Source organism: Bradyrhizobium cedriense, assembly GCF_054602315.1.
In genome coordinates, this window is record NZ_JBTSWB010000001.1 from 1,042,025 (window position 1) to 1,066,358 (window position 24,334).

At 65.8% G+C, this 24,334-nt stretch carries 21 protein-coding genes; 13 read left to right on the top strand and 8 right to left on the bottom strand.

What is annotated here, in order from left to right; all coding sequences use genetic code 11:
* Positions 1-59 precede the first annotated feature (59 nt).
* Positions 60-476, bottom strand: a complete 417-nt coding sequence (locus ACYCVF_RS04895) for a CHRD domain-containing protein (RefSeq protein WP_028182282.1) — start codon at positions 474-476, stop codon at positions 60-62.
* A gap of 155 nt (positions 477-631) precedes the next feature.
* On the opposite strand from ACYCVF_RS04895, the gene ACYCVF_RS04900 reads away from it, so the two are divergent.
* Positions 632-1,558: a c-type cytochrome gene (locus tag ACYCVF_RS04900; RefSeq protein WP_459597455.1), complete on the top strand. Its 927-nt coding sequence runs from the start codon at positions 632-634 to the stop codon at positions 1,556-1,558.
* Positions 1,559-1,569: 11 nt separating this feature from the next.
* On the opposite strand, the gene ACYCVF_RS04905 is transcribed toward ACYCVF_RS04900, so the two are convergent.
* Positions 1,570-1,815 carry an Lrp/AsnC ligand binding domain-containing protein gene (locus ACYCVF_RS04905; protein ID WP_018642903.1) on the bottom strand — a complete coding sequence of 82 codons (246 nt, stop codon included), beginning with the start codon at positions 1,813-1,815 and terminating at the stop codon, positions 1,570-1,572.
* Between the two features lie 127 nt (positions 1,816-1,942).
* Here ACYCVF_RS04905 and thiD point away from each other — a divergent pair, with 127 nt between their 5' ends.
* From thiD to ACYCVF_RS04925, 4 genes are all read left to right on the top strand, one after another.
* A complete protein-coding gene (thiD, locus tag ACYCVF_RS04910) occupies positions 1,943-2,743 on the top strand; it encodes a bifunctional hydroxymethylpyrimidine kinase/phosphomethylpyrimidine kinase (RefSeq protein ID WP_459597458.1) in 801 nt (266 codons plus the stop codon).
* A 242-nt stretch (positions 2,744-2,985) separates the two neighbouring features.
* A complete protein-coding gene (locus ACYCVF_RS04915) occupies positions 2,986-3,798 on the top strand; it encodes a UDP-2,3-diacylglucosamine diphosphatase (protein WP_459597460.1) in 813 nt (270 codons plus the stop codon).
* A complete protein-coding gene (locus tag ACYCVF_RS04920) occupies positions 3,798-4,841 on the top strand; it encodes a glycosyltransferase family 4 protein (protein ID WP_459597462.1) in 1,044 nt (347 codons plus the stop codon). Before ACYCVF_RS04915 ends, ACYCVF_RS04920 begins: the two co-directional genes overlap by 1 nt.
* A gap of 126 nt (positions 4,842-4,967) precedes the next feature.
* Positions 4,968-5,951 (top strand): threonine/serine dehydratase, encoded by a 984-nt coding sequence (locus ACYCVF_RS04925; protein ID WP_459597464.1) that lies wholly within the window; start codon positions 4,968-4,970, stop codon positions 5,949-5,951.
* A 176-nt stretch (positions 5,952-6,127) separates the two neighbouring features.
* Here the strand turns inward: ACYCVF_RS04925 and ACYCVF_RS04930 are convergent, their stop codons facing one another.
* Positions 6,128-7,939: a caspase family protein gene (locus ACYCVF_RS04930; protein WP_459597466.1), complete on the bottom strand. Its 1,812-nt coding sequence runs from the start codon at positions 7,937-7,939 to the stop codon at positions 6,128-6,130.
* 165 nt (positions 7,940-8,104) lie between these two features.
* Between ACYCVF_RS04930 and ACYCVF_RS04935 the strand changes: the two genes are divergently transcribed.
* Positions 8,105-8,548 carry an RbsD/FucU family protein gene (locus ACYCVF_RS04935; RefSeq protein WP_459597468.1) on the top strand — a complete coding sequence of 148 codons (444 nt, stop codon included), beginning with the start codon at positions 8,105-8,107 and terminating at the stop codon, positions 8,546-8,548.
* Here ACYCVF_RS04935 and ACYCVF_RS04940 read toward each other — a convergent pair.
* The gene (locus tag ACYCVF_RS04940) at positions 8,541-8,924 is read right to left on the bottom strand and encodes a VOC family protein (protein WP_459597470.1); all 384 of its coding nucleotides are present in this window, start codon (positions 8,922-8,924) and stop codon (positions 8,541-8,543) included. The two genes, ACYCVF_RS04935 and ACYCVF_RS04940, sit on opposite strands and share 8 nt — an antisense overlap.
* 149 nt (positions 8,925-9,073) lie before the next feature.
* Here ACYCVF_RS04940 and ACYCVF_RS04945 point away from each other — a divergent pair, with 149 nt between their 5' ends.
* The gene (locus ACYCVF_RS04945) at positions 9,074-9,433 is read left to right on the top strand and encodes a hypothetical protein (protein WP_459597473.1); all 360 of its coding nucleotides are present in this window, start codon (positions 9,074-9,076) and stop codon (positions 9,431-9,433) included.
* Between the two features lie 92 nt (positions 9,434-9,525).
* On the opposite strand, the gene ACYCVF_RS04950 is transcribed toward ACYCVF_RS04945, so the two are convergent.
* Complete coding sequence (locus tag ACYCVF_RS04950) at positions 9,526-10,923, bottom strand: hypothetical protein (protein WP_459597475.1); 1,398 nt, start codon at positions 10,921-10,923, stop codon at positions 9,526-9,528.
* A gap of 75 nt (positions 10,924-10,998) precedes the next feature.
* Here ACYCVF_RS04950 and ACYCVF_RS04955 point away from each other — a divergent pair, with 75 nt between their 5' ends.
* The gene (locus ACYCVF_RS04955; protein WP_459597477.1) at positions 10,999-12,195 is read left to right on the top strand and encodes an MFS transporter; all 1,197 of its coding nucleotides are present in this window, start codon (positions 10,999-11,001) and stop codon (positions 12,193-12,195) included.
* On the opposite strand, the gene dgcA is transcribed toward ACYCVF_RS04955, so the two are convergent.
* Complete coding sequence (gene dgcA, locus ACYCVF_RS04960; protein WP_459597479.1) at positions 12,165-13,160, bottom strand: N-acetyl-D-Glu racemase DgcA; 996 nt, start codon at positions 13,158-13,160, stop codon at positions 12,165-12,167. The genes ACYCVF_RS04955 and dgcA overlap by 31 nt on opposite strands.
* Before the next feature lie 134 nt (positions 13,161-13,294).
* On the opposite strand from dgcA, the gene ACYCVF_RS04965 reads away from it, so the two are divergent.
* The 3 genes from ACYCVF_RS04965 to ACYCVF_RS04975 are packed head-to-tail and all read left to right on the top strand — an operon-like array spanning position 13,295 to position 16,109.
* Positions 13,295-14,428: an MlaE family ABC transporter permease gene (locus ACYCVF_RS04965; RefSeq protein WP_459597481.1), complete on the top strand. Its 1,134-nt coding sequence runs from the start codon at positions 13,295-13,297 to the stop codon at positions 14,426-14,428.
* A 2-nt stretch (positions 14,429-14,430) separates the two neighbouring features.
* The gene (locus ACYCVF_RS04970) at positions 14,431-15,201 is read left to right on the top strand and encodes an ABC transporter ATP-binding protein (RefSeq protein WP_459597483.1); all 771 of its coding nucleotides are present in this window, start codon (positions 14,431-14,433) and stop codon (positions 15,199-15,201) included.
* A 29-nt stretch (positions 15,202-15,230) separates the two neighbouring features.
* The gene (locus ACYCVF_RS04975; protein ID WP_459597485.1) at positions 15,231-16,109 is read left to right on the top strand and encodes an MlaD family protein; all 879 of its coding nucleotides are present in this window, start codon (positions 15,231-15,233) and stop codon (positions 16,107-16,109) included.
* Positions 16,110-16,835: 726 nt separating this feature from the next.
* Here the strand turns inward: ACYCVF_RS04975 and ACYCVF_RS04980 are convergent.
* Complete coding sequence (locus ACYCVF_RS04980) at positions 16,836-22,547, bottom strand: apolipoprotein A-IV repeat region-like domain-containing protein (protein WP_459597487.1); 5,712 nt, start codon at positions 22,545-22,547, stop codon at positions 16,836-16,838.
* Positions 22,548-22,942: 395 nt separating this feature from the next.
* Between ACYCVF_RS04980 and ACYCVF_RS04985 the strand changes: the two genes are divergently transcribed.
* Together ACYCVF_RS04985 and ACYCVF_RS04990 are read left to right on the top strand one after the other, a co-directional pair.
* Positions 22,943-23,317 (top strand): Hpt domain-containing protein, encoded by a 375-nt coding sequence (locus ACYCVF_RS04985; protein ID WP_459597489.1) that lies wholly within the window; start codon positions 22,943-22,945, stop codon positions 23,315-23,317.
* Positions 23,318-23,481: 164 nt separating this feature from the next.
* The gene (locus tag ACYCVF_RS04990) at positions 23,482-23,802 is read left to right on the top strand and encodes a 2Fe-2S iron-sulfur cluster-binding protein (RefSeq protein WP_018642875.1); all 321 of its coding nucleotides are present in this window, start codon (positions 23,482-23,484) and stop codon (positions 23,800-23,802) included.
* A 30-nt stretch (positions 23,803-23,832) separates the two neighbouring features.
* Here ACYCVF_RS04990 and ACYCVF_RS04995 read toward each other — a convergent pair whose 3' ends face one another.
* A complete protein-coding gene (locus tag ACYCVF_RS04995) occupies positions 23,833-24,300 on the bottom strand; it encodes an acyl-CoA thioesterase (RefSeq protein WP_459597491.1) in 468 nt (155 codons plus the stop codon).
* Positions 24,301-24,334: the final 34 nt, after the last annotated feature.

A 24,334-nucleotide genomic window follows, 5' to 3' on the forward strand; every position in this document is an offset into this window, starting at 1 on the left:
CGAAGAGGCCGGACGTCCGCTCCTGCGTCCGGTCTTCCCCGACGAAGCAGCCTTGATTCCTACTTCGTCACCTGACCGCGGATCTCGCCGCCCGGGTTCGCCGCCGTGTGGATGTTGATGTAGTACTTGCCGCCGAGCAGATCGGCGGCCTGCGCGTCAGTCAGGGTCGCTTCGCCCTTGACCGGGCTTGAGGCCGCGTTCGGGATCGGGACAGCAACGCCTGCGTTCTTGCCGGCCTCGGCCGGCCCGTGGAAATGCGCGGCGGTGGCGGGCCCGGAGAGGCCGGAATAAGTGACGGTCCAGGACAGTTTCTTGCTGGCGGCATCGTAGTTGAGATCGGCCGTTCCCGTGGCGCTGCTGGTCGTCGCCGGCACCTCGGCCTTGCCGTCCAGCGTTGCCTTCAGCTTTTCAGCGTTCGCGGACCCTGCAAAGGCAACGGCGCCGAGCGCGAACACGGCAATGACGGACTTGTTCATGACATTCTCCCTGTTGAATCCGACGGGGCTGCCAAACTTCCAACAGCCGGCTTTTCAGTTTATTCCCGTCTTCGGCCAGGGCGGGCTAAAATCTTCGTGGCTGGAGCCGCGACGACTTCGGTCATAAGTTCGCCGTAACGAGTGAATGGGTGCGCATGTTGCAACGAACAATTTTCGTGGCGCTGCTCGTCGCGATCGCCGCTGCCGGCCTCTACTGGTGGCTCAGTGCGCCCGTGGTGGCGGCTGCGAGCGCCATCCCGGCCCGTTCGCCTGATCTCGCCAATGGCGAGGCGATGTTCAACGCCGGCGGCTGCGCATCCTGCCATGCCGTTCCCAATCAACCCGATCGTCTCAGGCTTGGTGGCGGCGTCGCGATCAAGTCGCCGTTCGGAACGTTCCACGCACCGAACATCTCGCCGGATCCGAACGACGGCATCGGCAAATGGACGGACGCCGATTTCATCAACGCGGTGATCCACGGGGTCTCGCCGTCCGGGCAGCACTACTTTCCGGCGTTTCCCTACACCTCGTACCAGCACGCCAGGCGGGAGGACGTGCTCGATCTCTTTGCGTATCTGAAGACGCTGCCGGCCGTTGCGGGCAAGGTGCGTGACCACGATGTCGGCTTTCCCTTCCACATCCGCCGCAACATCGGGATCTGGAAGTTCCTGTTCATGGACGGCAAGCCTTTCGTTGCCGACGGCAGCAAGTCGCCGCAGTGGAATCGCGGTGCGTATCTCGTCAGCAGTTTCGGCCATTGCGCCGAATGCCACAGCCCGCGCAATGCGCTCGGCGGCATCATCTCCGGCGAGCGCTTTGCCGGCGGGCCAAATCCGGAAGGTGAGGGCTGGGTTCCGAACATCACCCAGAAGCGGCTCGGCGAGTGGAGCGCGAAGGACCTCGCCTATTTCCTCAAGACGGGGGAATTGCCTGATGGCGACAGTGTCGGCGGCGCGATGACGCGCGTGATCAAGAACACCTCGCACTTGCCGGACGAGGATCTCGCGGCGATGGCGGAGTACCTCAAATCGCTGCCGCCGGTGGACGGACCGACGCCGCCGAAGCGCAAGCAGGGGAGCTAGGACAGCTCGAGCTAGCCGGTACCGAACGCCTTGAAGGTGATGATGGTGAGGGTGTCCTGGATGCCCGGCAGCACCTGCACCTTCTCGTTCACGAAATGGCCGATGTCGGTGTCCTTGTCGACGTAGAACTTCACCAGGAGGTCGTATTGGCCGGCCGTGGAGTAGATCTCGGAGGCGATCTCGGCTTCGGCAAGCGCATTGGCCACCGTGTAGGACTGGCCGAGCTTGCATTTGATCTGGACGAAGAAAGGGACCATCGCGGGCACTCCGAAAGCGTATCTGGCGACTAATAGGCCAAAACCGCCCGGATTTAGCAAGCGAACTTGCTGGGGTCGGCGCGGGCTTGCTAAAATGGTTCATGGCTCGAGAACGCGGAAAACCGTCATGACGACCCCGGTCGCACTCACCATCGCAGGCTCCGATTCGAGCGGCGGCGCCGGCATCCAGGCGGACTTGAAGACCTTTGCCGCGCTCGGCGTCTACGGCGCCTCCGTGATCACGGCGCTGACGGCGCAGAACACGCGCGGCGTCACCGGCATCCACGCGGTGCCGGCCACGTTCGTGACCGAACAGATCGACGCGGTGTTCTCCGATCTCGAAATCGGCGCGGTGAAGATCGGCATGGTGGCCCAGGTCGCCAGCATCGATGCCATCGCGGCCGCACTGTCACGCTGGGCGCCCCGGCACGTCGTGCTCGATCCCGTCATGGTGGCGACCTCGGGCGACCGCCTGCTGGCCGCCGAAGCCGTCGACGCCCTGCGCACCAGGCTGATCCCGCTGGCCGCCGTGATCACGCCGAACCTGCCGGAGGCCGCGGCTCTGCTCGAGGAGCCGGTGGCGGCAAGCGAGGCGGAGATCGAAGGGCAGGGGCGCCGCCTGCTGGCGCTCGGCTGCCGTGCCGTCCTGATCAAGGGCGGGCATGGCGAGGGCGCGGAGAGCATCGACTATCTGGTCGACGCCGAAAGCACGATCGCGCTCGCTGCGCCGCGCGTCCCCACCCGCAACACCCATGGCACTGGCTGCTCGCTATCGTCGGCGATCGCGGCGGGGCTCGCCAAGGGCGAGGATCTGGACAACGCCGTGCGCAATGCCAAGGCCTGGATCAGCGCTGCGATCGGCGCCGCGGACCGCTTCAGCGTCGGCCACGGCCACGGGCCGATCCATCATTTCCACAGGTTCTACTGACGCAGGCCGCCCGCGGCAGCGCGGCCGTCCATCCGTTCAACGCTGGCTTTCACCCTCCCCCCTCCCGGGGTTCCTCCAGGGGGAGGGTAGTTTCTTGCGATGCCCCGCGGCACCATGTCGCCTGATTGTCGCATGCGACTGATATTCGCGGGGAGGGCGAGGCGAAGTTTGATTCGTATCTGAGGTGCCTCAAGGTTCAATCGGTCATCCCCCTGTCACGGGACATTGTTACAGGCTGGCGCATGGGAAGTTACGCTGTGAGTGACGAGAGCCCTGAGCGGCGCTTTCGCACCTTGTTCATCTCCGACGTTCATCTCGGAGCCCGCGGTTCTCAAGCCGACCTTCTGCTCGACTTCCTGCGCTACCACGACGCCGACACGATCTATCTCGTCGGCGACATCGTGGACGGCTGGGCGCTGAAATCGAGCTGGCACTGGCCGCAATCGCACAACGACCTCGTCCAGAAGCTGCTGCGCAAGGCGCGCAAGGGCGCCAAGATCATCTACATTCCCGGCAATCACGACGAGTTCCTGCGCAACTATTACGGCACGCATTTCGGCGGCATCGACGTCGTCGAGAACACGGTTCACGCCGGCGCCGACGGCAAGCGCTATCTCGTCATCCACGGCGACATCTTCGATCTCGTGGTGCAGAACGCGCGCTGGCTCGCCCACCTCGGCGACAAGGCCTACGACTTCGCGATCCAGATGAATCGCTTCGTCAACTTCTTTCGCCGCCTGTTCAAGGTGCCCTATTGGTCGCTGTCGCAATGGGCCAAGCAGAAGGTCAAGAACGCCGTCAATTACATCGGCGCGTTTGAGCAGGCGCTCGCCGCCGAGGCGCGACGCTACGATGCCGATGGCGTGATCTGCGGCCACATCCATTATGCCGTAATCCGCGAAGAGTCCGGCATCCGCTACATGAATTGCGGCGACTGGGTCGAGAGCTGCACCGCGCTGGTCGAGCACGACGACGGCCATTTCGAGATCATCACCTGGGCGGACCAGGTGCAGAAGCCGGCAACCGTCCCGCAGGTCGCGGCAAGGGCTGCCTGATGCGCATCCTGGTCGCGACCGACGCCTGGCACCCGCAAGTCAACGGTGTGGTTCGGACGCTGACCAAGCTTGCTGATGCCGGCAAAAGCCTCGACCTCGAGTTCGCCTTTCTGACCCCGCAATCGTTTCGTACCTTCGCGATGCCGAGCTATCGGGACGTGCGGCTCGCCATGCCGCGCCCGGCGCGGATTGCAGAGCTGATCGAGGAGGCGCGTCCCGACAGCATCCACATCGCGACGGAAGGGCCCATCGGCCTGATGGTCCGCCGCTACTGCCGCCAGCGCAAGCTGCCGTTCACGACCAGCTTCCACACCCGTTTCCCCGAATATGTGCGGGCCCGCGTTCCGGTTCCGGGCTCGCTGATCTGGCGGGCGCTGCGCCGTTTCCATGGCACCAGCAGTGCCGTGATGGCGGCAACGCCCGCGCTTGCCCGCGAGCTGACCGAGCGTGGTTTCGACAATGTCGTGCTGTGGCCGCGTGGCGTCGACACCCATCTGTTCCATCCTCGGTCGATCGATCTCTGCCTGCCGGCACCGGTGTTTCTGTCGGTCGGGCGAGTGGCGGTGGAGAAGAATCTCGAAGCTTTCCTCGATCTCGACCTGCCCGGCACCAAGGTGATCGTCGGCGACGGCCCGGACCGGGCCGGGCTCGAAGAAGCCTATCCCGATGCGATCTTCCTCGGCGAGAGGCACGGCGAGGAGCTGGCGGAAATCTATGCCGCCGCCGACGTCTTCGTGTTCCCGAGCAGGACCGACACGTTCGGCCTGGTCCTGCTGGAAGCGCTCGCGAGCGGCCTGCCGGTGGCGGCCTTCCCGGTGAAGGGTCCTCGCGACGTGATCGGCGATGCCCCCGTCGGCGCGCTCGACTGCGATCTGCGCAATGCCTGCTTTGCCGCGCTCGACATCTCCCGGCAGGACTGTGTCGCTTTCGCTGCCAACTATACCTGGGAGGCCTCGGCCCGGGCTTTCGTGGCCAGCATCGAGGCGGTCGGCGCCGTGCTGCCGGGCCGGAACGAGGCGGAACAGCCGCGCTTCGTCGCCTGAAACGGGTGTTTTTCTGCTTTGACGCGCCTTCTTGACGCGAACCGGTATCCTCTTCGCTCGAAAACGCTTCCGATCCTCGCGCGGAGGTGTCTTGCCCGCGGCGCAATCGCCGCGATAATGTCTGACATGACAGAACAGCTCCTCCCGATCGGCCCTGCCGACATCGATGCCGCAGCGCGCGTGATCGCGCCCTACGCCATCCGCACCCCGCTGTTGTCCTTTCCCGTGCTCAACGAGCGCGTCGGTGCGAAGGTCTTCCTGAAGCCGGAAATGCTCCAGCGCACCGGCTCGTTCAAGTTCCGCGGCGCCTTCAACAAGGTGTTCTCGATCCCGCAGGACAAGCGCGCCGGCGGCGTCGTCGCGTTTTCCTCCGGCAACCACGCCCAGGGCGTGGCGGCCGCGGCAAAGATCCTGGACATGCAGGCGACCATCGTGATGCCTGCGGATGCGCCGCTGTCGAAGCGTGAGCGCACCAAATCCTACGGCGCCGAGGTCGTGCTGTACGATCGCGACAAGGACGATCGCGAGGCGATCTCGCGCGGCATTGCCGAGAAGCGCGGTGCGACGCTGGTCAAGCCCTATGACGATCCCTTCGTGATAGCAGGGCAGGGCACCGCCGGTCGCGAGATCGCCGAGGACATGGCGAGCCTCGGCCTCGCCCCTGATATCGTGGTGGCACCGGCCTCCGGCGGCGGCCTGATCGCCGGGGTCGCGACCGCCGTGAAGGCGCGCTATCCGCTGGCCGAGATCGTGGTGGCCGAGCCCGAGGCATTCGACGATCACGGCATTTCGCTGAGCGCCGGCCATCGTGAGCCGCATCGGCCCGCAGGCCGCACCATCTGCGATGCGCTGATGGCCCTGATGCCCGGCGAGATGACGTTTGCGATCAACAGCAAGCTGCTCGCGCGCGGCGTGACCGCCTCGGACAAGGAAGTCGGCGCGGCCGTCGCCTTCGCCTATCGCGAGCTCAAGCTCGTGGTGGAGCCCGGCGGCGCCGTCGGCCTCGCCGCGCTGCTCGCCGGACGCCTCGACGTCGCGGGCAAGAACGTCGTCATCGTGCTCTCGGGCGGCAATGTCGATGCGGACCTGTTCGCCGAGCTGGTGGCCTAGCCGTCATTCCGGGGCTCCCGAAGCGAGAGCCCGGAATCCATTGCTCCGCCGAATCTGCCGCTTCCGGGCCTGCGCCTTTCTGCGCATCCCGGAATGACGGTGCTCAAGAGCTGACATGGAGAAAAGGAGCGGAGCATCGCTGCTCCGCCCTTTTGTCGTGTGCGCTTTCCGCGCGATCAGCGCATGAAGCCGCCGCGGCGATTGCCGCCGCCGTTCATGCTCGGCGCCTGGTTCATGGACTGGCGGAAGTTGCTGTTGCTGCTGCTGCTGACCATGCGGCTCGGCATCGTGTTGAGCTGCGGACGATGCACGTTGGTCTGCACCTGCACCTTGTTGACCGGATTGTTGTTGAGCTTCACGATGCCGGTGTTGCCGTTGTTGACGCGGATCGGGCGGTTCTGCGTCTGAACGTTGATCGGCTTCCCGTCGATCTTCGTGCCGCCCTTGCCGACATTCACCGGCATGGTCACGATCTTCCCCGGCTTGACGCCGCTGGCGTCCGGCTTGTTGTTGGTCGCCGGCAGGGTCACGATCTTGCCGATGCCGCCATTGCCGTTGGTCGTGTTGGTCGGCGCAGGCAGTGTGACGATCTTCCCCGGGGTCTGCGACGGCGTGCCGTTCTGCTGGTTCGGCTGGTTGCTGCCCGAGGGCAGGTTGATGATGTGGCCGCCATTGCCGAGCTTGCCGATGACGTTGCCGTCGATCGGTTTCTGCACGAGGGGCAGGTTGCCGTTCGCCTGCGCGCCGTTGCCCTGCTGCATCAGCGGCATGTATTTGGGCTGGCCGAGATTACCGATCTTGAGGATCGGGGCAATGTTCTGGGGCGCGAGGAACTTGGTCGCCTGCATCAGGGGGATCTGCTTCGGCTGCTCCTGCAGCTTCAGCGCCACTTGCGCGTAGGGGCTGTTGCCATAGCTGTCATGGAAGCTCTTGTAGGCAAGCGGCGAGTTCGTGAGCACGGCCTTGTGCCAGGCCTGTGAGATCAGGATATTCTTGAGCAGCCAGCGCACGTGATCGCACAGCGGATCGTGCGGATACATCCGGATGAACTCCTGATAGTATTCCGGACGGCCCTCGGACACGACGTAGTCATAGGCCTGGCGCGTCGAGCGGCTCGGCAGGTTGGAGGCCATCTGCACCACCGGCGCCTTGATCGGCGCGCGGTTGGCGGCAACCGCGGTGTCACCGAAGAAGGTGAAGTCGCTCGTCAGCGACGAGCTCTCCCACGGGATCTGCGCGCCGCTGGTGGTCTGGTTCACTTGAAGGCGCACGCGCTTGAACAGCTGCTCGATCGGCACGTTGGGCTCGCGCGCGACGTTCAGGAAGGCCTGCGTGTAAGGGCTGTGACCGTTGGTGCCGTCCAGCGCTTCGGCGCCCGGCGCGGTCGAGTAGCCGACGATCGAGCCGTTTGGTGCGTCCACGATGGCAAGGCCCCGGCCGGCGTCATTGACCTGAGGGAACGGGTTGTTGCGGCAGGCATCGAGGATGACGATACGCATGCGGCTCGGGATCGTCTCCAGGGTCGCCATCACGTCGACGAGGCGCACCGAATTGTTGACGAGCTCGGTGGGGCTGGAGATCTTCGCGTCCACGGGAACGAGATAATTCTCGCCGGCGAGCTGCACGCCGTGACCGGCATAGTAGACCATCGCGACGGTGTTCGGACCGCGCGAGGCGACCTTGGCGGAAAAGTCCTGGACGACGCGGAGCATGTCGTTCTGGGTCAAATCGGTCGCGGCGACCACTTCGAAGCCGGCGGAATTCAAGAACTGCGCCATCGATTGCGCGTCATCGTCAGGGTTCGCAAGCTGCGGCGCGTTCAGGTAGTTCGCATTGCCGATCACCAGCGCCACCCGCTGCTCCGGCCCTTGCAGCGCGGTGGGAGCCGGGGCAACCGGGGCGACTTGCGCGGAAACGGGCCCGCAGGTGAAGCCGAACAGGCTTCCCAACAGGCTCGCCGTCATCAGGAAAGGCTTTAGGCGGAACATGGCGTGCTCCTTTGGCACTGATCTCGATGCGAGATTGGTTGCGAGGAAGCTTGGCCGCGTTCGAGCTCGTGGTCCGTGATCCCTATCACCATGGCCGCGTACGTGATCTGAATCACGCTTGGAACCTGCTATGGTTGGCGATTGATTGGGAGGATAGTCCGCCACATGCTGAAAACGATCGATCCGATCCTGACGCCCGATCTGCTCTGGCTGCTCGCCGCGATGGGCCATGGCGACGACCTCGTCTTCGTCGATGCCAATCACCCGGCCACCCGCATCGCGCAAAGCACGCCGTCGCAGCGTCTGATCCAGCTGCCGGGCATGAGCATGGAGACCGCCATCCGCGCCATCATGTCGGTCTATCCGCTCGACGATTTCGACCCGGATCCGGTGCGTGTGATGGCGCCGGTGGACGATCCCGACCGCGTGCCCGAGGTGCAGCATGCGGTGCTGGCGGAGATCGCGCGCGCAGTTGGCCGCACCGTCAGTCCCGGCAAGCTCGCGCGGACGGATTTTTATCGCGTGGCGGCGGCGGGCTTTGGCGTGGTGCAGGTGGGAGACAGCAGGGGCTATGGCTGCTTCCTGATCAGGAAGGGCGTGATCAGCTAGGTGATCGCATCAGCGCTGAGGGCCAGCCGATCCGGACGAGCAGACCGTCAGGTCCGTTGATGCCGACTTCATACATGCCCCATTCGCGGTGGCGCAGAACGCCGCCGGGACGGATGATCAGGTCGTCCACGCGCGCGGCGATGGCCTCGACATCAGGCGTGCGAATGAAAACGCCGAAGGGGTTGTGCTCAGGCACCCGCCACGGGTCGTCGCCAGCTTGCGTGAGATGCACTTCGCATCCCCAACCGGTCATGATGACGTAGCCGGCATCGCCGCCCGTGGGCGCGAAGCCGAGACGTTCCCAAAACGGAATCGCGGCGGCAAGATCGTTGCTTGGAATGATCGCGAAGGCGCCGATGCGCGGGGGCTCAGACATGGGTCCACTCCGGAACTTGTTATGCGTCCGCGCAGCTCTCGTGGCGCGCCTCGGCAGACTATCGAGAGAGGCAACTGAGCAGAAGCGGCGAAAAGCCTCGCATTCGAATTTGAGTGGCCTTCTCGCATTCGCCTGTTTATGGTCGATCCATGTCTCGCCTTGTGTGTCTATTCGTTGCTGCCATCCTGTCGCTGCTGCCCGCTATCGCGCCCGCTGAGCCCGTGCAAAAGCGTCCCAAGCCGGTCTGGAAAGGCTACGGCTTCCTGCCGGGCTATCGGCAGCCGCTGAGCAACAGCATTCCGCTCTACAAGCAGAAGGACGCGATGCGGCGAATGTCGCGCGCCGACCGACGTCACTGGTACATCGACCCGGTTCCGCAATATTACCGATGGAACGGCGAGTGGCATTATTTCGGCAGGCCAGGCTTCAACGGGGGCCGCTACAATGGCGGCAGTTTCGGTCCGTGTTGGACGCGAACGCCGATCGGGCCGATCTGGAATTGCGGGTGATGTTGCAGTTGCACTCATGATTTCTGGGTCCCGGATCTGCGCTTCGCTTGTCCGGGACACGAGAGCGAACGGCGCGGCAAGAAACTTGCCCCTTACGAGAAGAACGCGATCTTCTCGGCCTGGGTCATGCGGCGGATCGGCGCGAGCGGGTCGTTGGCCGGTGCGCGGGGCTTTTGCAGGATGCCGCTGGCAAGGATGGTGGCGCCGAGCGAGCGCTCGGACAGGGGTGAGGGCATCGGCAGCGTTGCGGTCGGCGCTGCGGCGAATGTAGCCGTGGCGGCCATGGCCGGCTGTTCCATCACCTCGGCGGCGGCCTCCGCAATGGCGTCGGTGAGGCGGGCGAGCGAATCCATCGCGATCGGCGCGTCCGCGGCGGGCTCGTCCGCGACCGCTGCGACGACCGGCTCGGGCGCGACCGGCTCCGCGGCAACGGGAGGTGCCATTTCCGCAGCCATCGGCTCCGGCATGGCCGCCTCCATCTCCACCGGCTCGATGATCTCGTCGAATTCCGGATCGGGCGCGGCCATCTCCAGCGCGATGGCATCGAGGATCGCTTCGTCTTCGGCTTCCGCGGCGGGGTCGAGCGAGAACTCGTCGGTCACTTCTGCGAAAGCAGCCGGCTCAGGCTCTGCGATCAGCGCTTCGTGAGCGACGTCGTCACCCGCGGAATTGCCGCGCGCGGCATCATGGAGCGCAGTATCTTCAGAGGCAGTGTGGCTTTCGAGCGCGCTCTCCGGCGCGGCGGCGGCGTTCATTCCCTGCTCGGCAGCGGCAAACGTGTCAGCGACGCCAGCTGCTTCGGCTTCCTGAGCCACCGCGATGTCCTGCGGCGTCTCCGCAGAAGCCCCGGGGGTTTCGTTTGCCATCGCGCCAAGCGCAATCTCCGCACGCGGCACGTCCGCCGTTGAAGACGGTGCCTCCTGCCTCGGAGAAGGCGCCGCCTGCGGCGTTGCGCCGCCGTCGAGCTGCTCGACCCGATCCTTCAGCAGATCGAAGGCGGCCTTGAGCTCGGCGCGGGGGTCGATCGTCGAAATCTGTTCGCAGGCGGCCTCGATCGAGGCGAGCTGCGAATCAATGAGGTCGCAGATTCGCCCGTCGGCGCCGATCTCGCGCCAGCGCCACGAGATCTCCTTGATGATTCGCACCCCGCGCGGGATCGGTGCGAGGCTCGCCTCGATCGCAGCGGGATCGACCGCCGCGATCGCGATCGCCTCGGCCTCGCCGATGGCGCGGCGGATCTCGACCAGCGCCTCGGGCAGACGGTCCTCGACGACGGGTTGACGCTGTGCCGCAAGGGTTTCTTCGATCCTTGCGACCGCGTCCAAGACCATGCGGGTGTCGGCATTGCGGTTGCGCTTGGCGTATTCGCCGAGGAACCAGCGGCCGCGCGCGGTCTCCATGAAGGCTTCGCGGATCGCGTCGTAATCCTGCTCGTTCGGCTCGGCCGCGCGGGCAGACATGGGCGAGAGGGCGAATGCTTCGTTGGCCATGACAATCTCGTCGCGCAAATCAGTACGCGTTACTGTAACGATCACCACGATATCGACCGAATCGCAATTGGTTTGATGGCAGGCGAATCACAAATCCCCATCGCAACGGCGCAGAGGCGGCGATTCGCCGTGAGCCTTGCGGTGTTCTATTCGGCCGTCTTCGCGGTTTCGGGCACGCATCTGCCGTTCTTCCCCGTCTGGCTGAAGGCGATCGGCATCGACGCGGCCTGGATCGGGCTCATCAATGCGTTGCCAGCGATCACGCGATTCACCACGCTGCCGCAAGTGACCGCGTTCGCCGAAAAGCGACAGGCCATTCGCGCCGCCATGATGGCGTCGGTGCTGGCGACGGCGATCGGCTTCACCGCCGTCGGCCTGCAGCAGCAGCCGCTCGCGCTGTTCCTGATCTATGCGCTGACCTGCATGATGTGGACGCCGACGATGCCGCTGACCGATGCCTACGCGCTGCGAGGCGTCGCGCGTTACGGACTCGATTACGGGCCTTTGCGGCTGTGGGGCTCGGCGGCGTTCGCCGCGGGCTCGCTCGCCTGCGGTTATATCGTCGACGTCATCGCATCGCGCGACCTGATCTGGGTCATTGTCGCATGGGCCGTCGTTGCGGTTCTCGCCAGCCTGCTGCTCCAGCCGCTCGACGATGTCAGGCGCAGGACTGCGGAGACGCATGCCGGCAAGGCGCTGCTGCGCGACGCTGGCTTCTGGGCGATCATCGCCTCGGCGGCACTGATCCAGGGCAGCCACGTCGCCTATTACACGTTCTCGGCCATCAACTGGCAGCTCCATGGGATCAGCGGGCTGACGATCGCCGGCCTGTGGACACTCGGCGTGATCGCCGAGATCGTCGTGTTCGCGCTGTCGCCGCGCTTCACGCTGCATCCGTCCACGATGATGGCGATCGGGGGGCTCAGCGCCGTCGTACGCTGGATCGTCACGGCGAGCGAGCCGCCGCTGGGACTGCTCGCGATCGCCCAACTCGGCCACGGCTTCAGCTTCGGCATGACCATCCTCGGCACCATGAACTTGCTGGTGCAGCGCGTGCCGCCGCACCAGATCGCGCGCGGGCAGGGCTATTACGCCGCGTGCAACGGTCTCCTGGGCGCCGCGACGTCGATCGCGTCGGGCGCGATCTACGCCCGCATGGGCGAGGGCCTGTATTACGTGATGGCCGCGATGGCAGCCGCCGGTGCGTTCGTGATCTGGTCGGCGCGGCGGCGCCTCACGGCTCATCCCCAGAGCGAAGAATCCGGCGGATAGACCAGACTGCCATCGTAACGCAGCCCATGGTCGCGGTCGCGCGCCAGCAGCAGCGGGCCGTCGAGATCGACGAAGCGGGCCTGCGGGGTGATCAGCATGGCCGGGGCCATCGACAGCGAGGTCGCGACCATGCAGCCGATCATGATCTCGAAGCCGAGCGCCTGGGCAGCGTCGGCCATGGCGAGAGCCTCGGTGAGGCCGCCGGACTTGTCGAGCTTGATGTTCACGGCGTCGTATCGGTCCCGAAGCGGCGCCAGCGATGAGCGGTCATGCACGCTCTCATCGGCGCAGACCGCAAGCGGGCGCCTGATCCGCGCCAGCGCCTCGTCTTGGCCTGATGGCAGCGGCTGCTCCACCAGGGTCACGCCCGCTGCGGCGCAGGCGGCGAGATTGTGCGCCAGATTGGTCTCGGTCCAGGCCTCGTTGGCATCGACGATCAGCTCGGATTCGGGAGCGGCCTTGCGCACCGCCGCGATCCTCTCCGGATCGCCGTCGCCGCCGAGCTTGATCTTGAGCAGCGGCCGGTGCGCCGCCTTGGCGGTTGCCGCCGCCATGGCCTCGGGGGCCGCCAACGAGATCGTGTAGGCGGTGGTGCGCTCTCCGGGCGTCGGGCGGCCCAGCAGGTTCCAGGCCCGCAGGCCTGCCGCCTTGGCCTCGAGATCGATCAGGGCGCAGTCCAGGGCGTTGCGAGCGGCGCCGGGCGGCATGGCGGCCTGGAGGGCCTGCCGCGTGAGCCCGCCCGCCACGGCTTCCCGCATGCCCAGGATGGCGGCCAGCGTCGCCTCGGGCGTCTCGCCGTATCGGGGATAGGGTACGCACTCGCCGCGGCCGGTCAGGCCTTCCCGGCTTACCTCTGCCACGACGGTCACCGCCTCGGTTTTGGCCCCTCGGCTGATGGTGAAGCTGCCCGCGATCGGGAAGCGCTCGATTCGCGCCGCCAGGGCTGCAAGTTTCATGGAAGTCATTTTGAACTCTGGCGAAATCTGAACCTGCTAGTTACCTGTATCAACTAACATTAACCACTTGGGGATACCTTTTCTGGGTAAGGGCGCGTGCGCAACCATCTGATTTTCTCCGCCCCGGTACGGGAGCGGACATCTTGAGCAGCGATCCGAAGCTGGAGCGGATTGCCAAGGGCAACGCGCTGGCACTTTGCGCTACCGGCACCTGGACCGCGAGCTTTGCGCCGGTCCTGGAGCGAATGGTGGCCGATGCCGAGAAACTCGCAGGTAGCCCGCAAAGCATCTTCATCGACGTCTCCGAGGTCGCCAAGCTCGACACGTTCGGCGCCTGGCTGATCGAGCGGCTGCGCCGCAGCCTCACCCAAGGCGCTGTCGAGGCGCAGATCGCGGGCCTTTCCGCCAATTATTCCAGCCTCGTGGACGAGGTGCGGCGGGTCAGGGCGGCGCCCGTGGCCGACAGCAACACGATCACCATCACCGGCATGCTGGAGCAGATCGGCCGGGGCGTGGCCGGCGTCGCCGGGACCGTGGCTGGTCTCGTCGACATGCTCGGCGCGGTGCTCGCGGCCGGCTTTCGCGTCCTGATCCATCCGAGCTCGTTCCGCCTGACCTCGACGGTCCACCACATGGAGCAGGTCTGCTGGCGGGCGGTGCCGATCGTCGTGCTGATCACGTTCCTGATCGGCTGCATCATCGCGCAACAAGGTATTTTCCATTTCCGCCGCTTCGGCGCCGACATCTTCGTCGTCGACATGCTCGGCGTCCTGGTGCTGCGCGAGATCGGCGTGCTGCTGGTCGCGATCATGGTCGCGGGCCGCTCGGGCAGCGCCTATACCGCCGAGCTCGGTTCGATGAAGATGCGCGAGGAGATCGACGCGCTACGCACCATGGGCTTCGACCCGATCGAGGTTCTGGTGCTGCCGCGCATGCTGGCACTGATCCTGGCGCTGCCGATCCTCGCCTTTCTCGGCGCGATGGCGGCGCTCTATGGCGGAGGCCTCGTCGCCTGGCTCTATGGCGGCGTCCAACCCGAGGCATTCCTGCTGCGCTTGCGCGACGCCATCTCGATTGATCATTTCATCGTCGGCATCGTCAAGGCACCCGTGATGGCGGCCGTGATCGGCATCGTCGCCTGCGTTGAGGGGCTCGCCGTGCAGGGCAGCGCCGAGTCGCTGGGCCAGCACACCACGGCATCGGTGGTGAAGGGCATCTTCTTCGTCATCGTCATGGACGGCGTGTTCGCCATCTTCTTCGCCTCGATCGGGATGTGACGATGGCAGGCGAAATTCAAAATCCCATCATCCGTGTCCGCGACATCACCGTGCAGTTCGGTACGACGCGGGTGCTCGACGGGCTCAATCTCGACGTCAAGCGCGGCGAGATCCTTGGCTTCGTCGGCCCCTCGGGCGCGGGCAAGTCGGTGCTGACGCGCACCATCATCGGCCTTGTGCCCAAGGTCGCAGGCTCCATCGAAGTGTTCGGCGTCGATCTCGATTCCTCCAGCACGTCGCAGCGGCGAAGCGTCGAGCGGCGCTGGGGCGTGCTGTTTCAGCAAGGCGCGCTGTTCTCCTCGCTCACCGTACGGCAGAACATCCAGTTTCCGATGCGCGAATATTTGCGCGTTTCGCAGCGGCTGATGGACGAGATCACCATGGCCAAGCTGACCATGGTCGGGCTCAAGCCCGAGGTCGCCGAACGTTTTCCGTCCGAGCTCTCCGGCGGCATGATCAAGCGCGTGGCGCTGGCGCGCGCGCTGTCGCTCGATCCGGACCTCGTCTTTTTGGACGAGCCGACCTCGGGCCTCGACCCGATCGGCGCCGGCGACTTCGACGAGTTGGTACGGACCCTCCAGCGCACTTTGGGGCTGACGGTTTTCATGGTAACGCACGACCTCGACAGCCTATACACAGCATGCGACCGCATCGCCGTTTTAGGGAACGGTAAGATCATTGCGGCAGGGTCGATCGCCGACATGCAGGCCTCGCAGCATCCCTGGCTGAGGCAGTATTTTCATGGCAAGCGCGCCCGCGCGGTCATGGGTTGAGTAGCTGGGTCGAGTAGCCGGAGCACCTGATGGAAACGCGGGCGAATTACGTCCTGATCGGATCGTTCACGCTAGCGGTGATCGCCGCCGCGATCGGCTTCGTGCTGTGGTTCCAGTCGCTGCACACCACCAAGCAGCGCAGCCCCTTGCGCGTCGTGTTCGAGGGGCCTGCGGCAGGCCTGCGCAACGGCGGCAGCGTCAATTTCAACGGTATCAGGGTGGGCGAGGTGGTCTCGGTGAAGCTCGACAACCCGCGGCGGGTTGTCGCGCTCGCGATGATCGAGAACAACGCCCCGATCCGCAAGGACACGCTGGTCGGTCTGGAGTTCCAGGGCCTGACGGGCGTCGCCGCGATCTCGCTCAAGGGCGGCGAGGAGGCCGCGGCGCCGCCGCCGCTCGACCAGGACGGCATCCCGACGCTGACGGCGGACCCGAACAAGCTCCAGGACGTCACCGAGGCGATCCGCGGCACGCTGCAGAACATCAACAAGATCGTCGCCGACAATCAGGAAACGGTGAAGAACTCGCTGAAGAATCTCGAGACCTTCACCAACTCGCTGGCGCGCAATTCCGAGAAGATCGACGGCGTGATGGCCAAGGTCGACGGCGTGATGCTCAAGGCCGACAATCTCATGGTCGGCCTCAACACGCTGGCCGGTGGCAAGGACGGTGGCGAGCTGTTCCAGGCGGTGAAGTCGATCCGCGAGCTCGCCGAGGACTTCGACAAGCGCTCCGGCGCATTGATGGCCGACGGCCGCCGCACCCTCGGCGACATCAGCCGCGCCGTGAACAATTTCGACCGCAACCCGACCCGCGTGCTGTTCGGCGCCAGCAACAGCAGCGCGCCGCCGGCGCCGCCACCCGAGCCGCCAAAGCCGGCCGCCGCACCCGCGCCCAGGCGGCAGTAGGCGGAGAGTCTTTCCTCGTCATTGCGAGCGAAGCGAAGCAATGACGACTATTTCCGAGGAGGCGGTCTGGCTGCGCTCCTCCCGGCTCGGCCGCCACGTTAAGGATTATACGGCGAGGGATCTCCGATCTCGTGACGTTGGAGCCTCCTGCAAGCATTTCAACGCAGCGCGGACGTGGCGGGCGGCTTCTTGCTTGCCTGCTTTTTCGATTTCCTCGACAGCCCAGCACAAATACTGAATCGCGGCCTTGCGGTGGGGATTATCTTGGTCTGACATCGAGTACCTTGGACAGCACGGGTGGTCGCCTCTACCTTCAACCAAACCGTAACGCTCCAACGCGGCAGTCGGATCAGCTTCGGACTTGCTCAAACCCGCCAATCATCCGCTTTCGCAGCCGTGCGGAGCCGGTGGAGGTGCTCACGGTGGAGCCGGGAGCAGACGCGGCCAACGATGGCCGGGATCCAAGGTATGTGGATGCTTCCCTAGCGGAGAATGTGCCGCGAAGCGCCGGTGAAGGGTTGCATCCTCATACTCGACTGAGAGACATGCGAGCCGCGACAGACCCATATCCGGCGCGCTGCGCACTTATCACAGCTGCGATTGCTCTTTGCGGGGACAGCCTGGATTGCTCATCGCTTACGATCTCGCATCCAATGAGAAGCTCAAACAAAACGGAGGCCATGAGGCCTCCGTTCTCGTCTGCGTTTCGCTGAAGCTATCCGCCTGTCACCCCAGCCGGCCCGCCGCGTGCGCGAGTAGCGTGTACACCAGCCCCGTCTCGGAGGTCAGGTGGCTGCGCAGCTCGTGCGGGCCGCGGCCGTCGCGGGCGACTTCGTCGAGCAGGCGCTCGAACTCGGCGACGTAGCGGTCGACCGTGCCCTTGAAGCTGCGGTCGGCGCGGTACTTGCGGGCGACCTCGTCAAAGGCCTTCTGGCCGGCGGGCGTGTAGAGGCGCTTGGTGAAGGCCTTGTTCTCGCCGCGCTGGTAGCGGTCCCACATCTCGGCAGCAAGGTTGCGGTCCATCAGCCGGCCGATGTCGAGCGACAGCGATTCCAGCGGATTGCCGCCACCTTGCGGTGCCTGCGGCTGCGGAGCGGGAGCGGGTGCAGCGCGGCCACGGGGAGCCTCACGTCCGGTCGGAGCGCCCTGGTTTGCGTCCGTGCGGTTCAACAGATCCGACAGCCAGCCGTCGCGGGCCTGGTCGTTGGTGCTGGGGGCGACCGGCGGCGCGTCGGTGCGGCGCGCGGCCGGCATGCCGAGGTCCGGCGGCGGCAGCGTCGAGGCGCTGCCGGTGTCGCGCACGCGGGTCTCGGTGACGCGGCCGCCGACGGCTGCCAGCACCGGCTCCTCCTGGCGCTGCACGCTGGCGCGGCCCGCCGTGGTGACGTCGAGCCCGCGGCCATGCTGGGCCACGATGCGGTTGAGCTCGGCGAGGGCCTCGATCTGGTCGACGATCACCTTGCGCATCTGCGCCGTGCTCTCGGCGGCCTCTTGCGGCATCTCGAGCACGCCGCGGCGCAGCTCGTTGCGGGTGGCTTCGAGCTCGTTGTGCATCTCGAAGGCCATCTGCTTCATGCTGGAGACGAGGTTGGTGAACTTCTCGGTCGACTGCTTGAACATCGCATCCGCCTCGTCGGTGGTCTGGCGGTAGATGTCGTGCATCGCCTCGACGGTCTGCCGGTGCTCCTCCTCGGACGCCGCGCGCACCGCCTCGAACTGGCGGGTGATCGCGGCGGAGCCTGCGCCGGCGGTCTCCGCGACGACGCGGGCGATGTCGCGGGCGCGCTCTTCGGCCGCGGCAAGGGATTCATCGAGCAGACCGGTGAAGCGCGACAGCCGCTGGTCGAGATCGGCCGTGCGCAGGTCGATCGTGGTGACGAGGGATTCCAGCGCCTGCTTGCGTTCGGCGAGCGAAGCAGTGGTGTTCTTGTTGCTCTGCTCGACGACCTGCGCGGCCTCGACCAGCGCCTGGCCGTGCTTGTCGAACTGGGTCGACAGCTCGCCGAGATCCTGGAGCGCCTTCGTGGTCTTGCTGTTGAAGACGTTGAGCTGTTCTTCCAGGTTCTGCGTCGCAGCGCCGTTGCGCGAGGTGACGTCGTTCATGGCCGAGACGAAGTCGGCGACACGCGTCACCAGCGCCCGCTCGAGCGAGTTGAGATTGTCGTGCGCACCGGTCAGCACCTCCTGGAGCAGGATGTTGCCTTCGCGCAGACGCTCGAACAGAGCCACCGTGTCGGTGCGCAGGATCTTGCTGGTCTCCTGCATCTCGGTGACGGCCGCGATCGAGACCTGCCGCGACTGATCGATCGCGGAACGCGAGGCCTGCTCGAGGTCCTTGAGGGATTTGCCGACCGCGTTCGTGGCGATCTCGCTCGCCGCGTTGATGGTGCGGGCGACTTCCGAGCCGTTGCCCATCATGGTCTGCGAGAAGGCCTGGCCGCGCGTCTCGATCGACTTCAGCGCGTCGGAGGTGACGCGGTCGATGTCGAGGGTGAGCTGGCTGGCCTTGGACCCGATCGCATCGACCAGCGTGCCGCGCTTGGCGTCGATCATATTCGACAGACGGTCGGCCTGTTGCTGCACATAGGTGACGATCTCGTCGGTCTTGCCGGTCATGGCCTGGCCGAAGCTGCTGCTTGCGGCGAGCACCGAGCGTTCGACGTCGGACGAACTCGACTTGACCCGCGAGCTCGCCTCGTTGGAGGCGGATACCAGCGCGTTCTGGGCGTTGAGCGCGCTGGTCTGAATGTCGTTGGTCGCGTTGGCGGCGGCCGCGCTCAGCGTACGCTCGATCTCGCTCGAGATCGTGCGGATCTGACTTGCGGCGTCGGCCGAGGTCGAGGTCAGCGAGATCTGCGCCTCACGTGCGCTGTTGAGGATGGTCGAGGCGGTATCGGCGCCGACCGCGGTCAGCGTGCGCTCGATGTCCGTCGTCAGCGACTTGATCTGGCTCGCCGCATCCGTCGAGGCGGAGATCAGCGTGCCCTGGGCCTCGCGGACGCCGCTGGTGAGCGCCTCGATGGTGGCGCCGCCGGCGGTCGCCAGCGCGCGCTGCATCTCGGCCGCGAGCGAACGGACCTGGCTGGTCTGTTCGGCCGAGACTGCGAGCAGGGTGCTCTGGGCGTCCCGGGCGCTGGTGGTGATCGTCTCGGCGGTGGACTGGCCGACCTGCGAGAGCGAACGATGCACTTCGGCCGCGAGCGACTTGACCTGGCTCGCCGCATCCGAGGACGCCGTGACCAGCGTGTTCTGGGCCTCGCGGGCGCCGCTGACGATGGTCTCGGCCGTCGAGGTACCCGCCATCGTGAGCGAGCGCTGCACGTCCGAGGACAGCGTCTTGATCTGGTTGGCGGTTTCGGTCGACGCCGCGATCAGCGCGCTCTGCGCATCGCGGGCGCCGGCGGTGATCGATTCCGCCGTGGTGGTGCCGGCCATGGTGAGCGAACGCTGCACGTCGGCGGTGAGCGTCTTGACCTGGTTGGCAGCATCCGAGGATGCCGTGACGAGGGTGGTCTGCACCTCGCGGGCGCCGGCCAGGATCGAGGCTGCGGTGGCAGCGCCTGCCGACGACAGCGTGCGTTCGACGTCGGCCGCGAGCCCCTTGATCTGGGTGGAGGCATCGCCCGACGCCGCAACCAGCGTCGATTGCGCTTCGCGGGCGCTGGTCAGGATCGAGTTTGCCGCGCCGGTGCCGACCGCGGTCAGCGCGTGCTCGACTTCTGCAGCAGTCATCTTGAGCTGGGCGTTGACGTCGGAGGAGACCGTCATCAGCGACTGCTGAGCGGTGCGCGCGCCGGTCTGGATCGTCTCGCTGGTGTTGACGACGAGGTTGGTGAGCGAGCGCTCGGCGTCCTCGACATGCGAGCGGATCGCGGTCGAGATCATCTCGGCGCGGGACATCATGTCCTCGCTGGCCTGGCGTCCGCTGCTTTCGATGCGGCCGGCGACGGCCTCGACGCGCGAGCCGAGCAGGTCCTCGAACTGCGCCACGCGCACGTCGATGTCGTTTGCGACAGAGCCGACCTTGGTCTCGATCGCCTGGTGGATCTCCTGGAAGCGCGCGGTGACCGTGTCGGTCAGGTGCGCGCTGCGGCCGTCGATGATCTCGGTGACGCCGGTGATGCGGCGATCGACCGCCTCGATCGCCTGCGCGGTGCCGTCCGTGAGCGTCGAGCCCAGCAGCGTCAGGCGCATGTCGATCGACTGCACGGCCTGCGTGGCGCCGTTCGTCACGGCGGTGGTCAGGTAGGTGAGGCGGGAGTCGATGGATTCGAGCGCCTGCGTCGCGCCGCCGGTGAGCGTCGTCGTGAGGTGCGTCAGCCTGGTGTCGATCGACTGGATCGTCTGGGATGCACCGTCGGTCAGCGACGTCGTGAGATAGTTGAGGCGCGAGTCGATCGTTTCGATGGCCTGCGTTGCGCCGCTGGTGAGCGACATCGTGAGGTGGGTGAGACGGGAGTCGATCGACTGGATCGCCTGCGCGGCGCCGTCGGTCAGCGACGTCGCCAGCGTGTTGATGCGGCCGTCGATGGTCTCGGTCATGGAGTGGGCGCGGTTGTCGAGCGACTGCTCCAGCGCGGCGACCCGGCCGACCAGCTGCTCGTCGAAGGTCCTGATGTGGCCTTCGATCGTGCCGTCGAGGCTGGCGATCTTGCCGTTCAGCGAGGTGTCGAGGTTGGAGACGCGTTCGCCGATCGTGGTCTCGAACTGCACCAGCCGCTGGTCCAGAACGGCGGTGATCTGGCCGCCGTTCGACGTGAAGCGCGTGTCGAAATTGTCGACGTAGGTCTTCAGCGTCTCGGCGATGTCCTGCGTGCGCTGGCCCATGCGCTCGACGATCTCGCCGCCGAAGGTCTTCACGGTGCGGTCGAACTCGGAGATGTGGCGCGTGATCAGCGCGCCCAGCGTGCCGGAATCGCGGGCGAACTTCTCGACCAGCTCGGTGCCCTGATTCCTGACGAGCTCGTCGAAGGCGCTCATCTGCAGCGACAGCGAGTCGTGCGCGGTCTCGGTCTGGCTGACGACCTTGGCGACCAGGGTGTTGACGGTGGCGTCGAGCGCATCGCTCGCCTTGTCGCCGCTCGTCATGATGTGGCTGGCGAGCCGGTTGCCGGCGTCGTCGATCTTGGCCGAGAGGTCGTTGGAGCGCAGCTCGAGCTCGAGTAGCAGCGAATCCGACGAGTTCTTCAGGCTGTCATGCACCTGCTCGGTGCGCTCGGAGATGCCGTCGACGATCGCGGCGGAGCGCTGCTCGAATTCGCCGGTGATGCGGTCGATGCGCTCGTTCAGCATCTCATGCACGCGATCGGCGAGATCGACGAACTCGTCGTGGACGTGGCCGGTCTTGAAGTTGAGGCTGGTGGTCAGCCGCTCGCTGGCATCGAGCACGGCGCGCGTGGTCTCGGAGCTGGCTTCCTCCAGGCGGTCGAGCAGATCGCCGCCGCGCTCGCCGAGCGCGAGAATCATGTTGTCGCCGGCATTGCTCAGCGCCTGGGTGATGTGGGCGCCGCGCTCTTCCAGTGCGCCGGTGATGGACTTCGCGACTTCGTCGACGCGCGAGGCGATCGCGTCGGAAATCAGAGCGATGTCGTGGCGAAGGTCGATCTGCACGCCGGAAATGGCGCTGCGGACCTGCTCGGCCTGGCCGACCAGGTTGTCGCGCTGATGCGCGATGTCCTGGAGGAGGGCGCGGATACGCACCTCGTTGTCGGAATAGGCGCGTTCGAGCGCGGCGACCTCATTGGCGACCAGAGTCTCGAGCTCGCCGGCGCGCGCGATCGCGCGCTCGATGCCATCGCCCATCGCCGCAACCTCGCGGCGAATGGCCTGGCCCACCGTGACCATGGAATCGGAGGCAGAGCCTTCCGGCTCGGAGAAGCGGATTGCGACCTGCGCCATCGCCTGCGCGATCATGCGCATTTCCTGGCCGCGCCAGACGAGGCTGGCGAGGAAATAGAACAGCATGATCGGCGCGAAGAACATCGCGACGAGACCGGCGATGACGAGCACGCCGCCGCTCTGGCCCATGGCGGCCTGGATCGAGGGCAGGAAGCCGACGGTGAGCGCGGCGCAGGCGGCGAGCCAGATGCCGGCGAAGATGGTGGCGAAGGTGTAGACGCTGCGGGCGGGGCGGCCCTTCTGAAGCGCCTGGAGCAGCTGGCCGATGGTCTCGCGGTCGTCGTTGGCGGCGCGGCGCGAGGTCCGCGGCTCCTCGACCGGGTCGAACACGGTTGCCCGCTCATTGGCGGCCGGTCGCGGCTCGAAGTTCGGCTCGTCGAAGATCGGAGGCGCAGGCGGCGCCACTGCGGGCGCCGTTTCGTTGCGCATCGTGGCGTTGCGGCTCGTATCCGCAGCGGTGTCGCTGATGTTCAGGGCTTCCTGGATCGCAGAAAGCGCAACTTCTGTGGGGTCTTTGACCTTTTTCGGAGTGTTCGCCATGTTCAGTCCGAGCCCTCGTTACTTGTACGCGTCCCCCCGCGAGCCCTGCGCGCGGCGCAAGCCCACAGACCGGATCATGCCGCTTGCGCGGATCTCCGAGCCGTCCCCACCCGGACGGCTTGTCCGCCAATTTCCGCAACATCCTATTGGCAGAGCGTCGCGAATGAAATGCCCGCGATTAAGACAATCTTAATCATCGTTAACAGGATCGCGCCGTAACGCCTTAGCAATAAATGCAATTCTCCACCGGACTCGGCCGATTGCGGCAACTTTTCGTCAATAAGCAGGCATATCTACGTCAAACAGCGCGAACATTTCGTTAACCATTTCCATGCTTGGGTGAGGGGAACTGACCGCCGGACCGGCGGCCGCCGCGCGATGCCGGGGCCTGCGCCATGACGCCTGAACTGCAACGGATGGACTGGATGCCTTCGCCCCCGCTTGCTCCCATCGATCGTCCGCTCGACCTCGATCATCTCGCCCGGATGACGCTCGGCGACACTGAACTGGAACAGGAAGTTTTGGCGATGTTCGCCGAGCAGGCGGTCCGCCTGCTGGCAGCAATGGCAGCGATGCCCGCCGAGACCGGCGCGCTTGCACACAAGCTCAAGGGTTCGGCGCGAGGGATTGGTGCCTTTGCCGTGGCCGATGCCGCCGCCAGCCTCGAGACCGCGATCCGGACCGGGCATGGCCGGCCCCATGCTCTCGCCGCGCTGAAGGAGGCGGTGACGGACGCCCGCGCCGCAATCGCGGCGATCCTGAAGCCGTAAGCCGGTACGGTCGGAATCGGCCTCTACTCTCTTGTTTTGACGCTTTTTCTTCCCGCAAAGCGGGATTCATTTCGCATCAAAACGCTATGGCGCCGGGCTAATCGACCCGTTATAGGACAGCCGGACCCTCCTTCATTCCAAGCACCGCGGCAGCACGAGCAGACATGGCCAAGATTCACTTTGTCGACCACAAGGGCGAAACCCGCACGGTGGAAATCGAGAACGGCGCAACCGTGATGGAAGCCGCGATCCGCAACAGCATCCCCGGCATCGAAGCCGAATGCGGCGGCGCCTGCGCTTGCGCGACGTGCCATGTCTATGTCGACGAAGCCTGGCGCGAGAAGGTCGGCAGCCCGACGCCGATGGAAGAGGACATGCTCGACTTCGGCTTCGACGTGCGTCCGAATTCGCGTCTGTCCTGTCAGATCAAGGTCTCTGACGATCTCGACGGGCTGGTGGTGGCGACGCCGGAACGCCAGGCCTGATCCTCACAGACCTGATCTCTTACGACTGAATCATGCGCTCGGCGGCGCGACCTCGATGCCGCGCTTGTGCCAGGGTTTGAGCCTCGCGATCACCTCCGCAGTGAGCGGCGTCGGCCGCCGCGAGGCTTCGTCGATCATGACGCCGACCGAATTCGCCGACGCGATGCACTTTCCTTGCGAGAACACCGCCTGCTCGAACGTGACTGACGTTCGCCCCAGCTTGACCACGCCGAGGCCGAGCTCGATCGTGTTCGGCCAATGCAACTCGGCGCGGAAATGGATGTCGAGCCGCACCATGATCCAGGCAAGGCCCGGCGGCGTCAGTCCGTACTCGGGGAGCTTCATCAGCGTGACACGGCCGGTCTCGAAATAGGTGGCGTAGACCGCGTTGTTGACGTGCTGATTGGGATCGAGATCGCCGAAGCGGACGTTGTCGCTGAGGCGGTAGGGGTAGTCCTCCAGGCGCGGCGTCGTATCGAGGCGGCTTGGTGCGTTCACCGATTGATCTCCGTCATATCCCTGCTCGTTACAG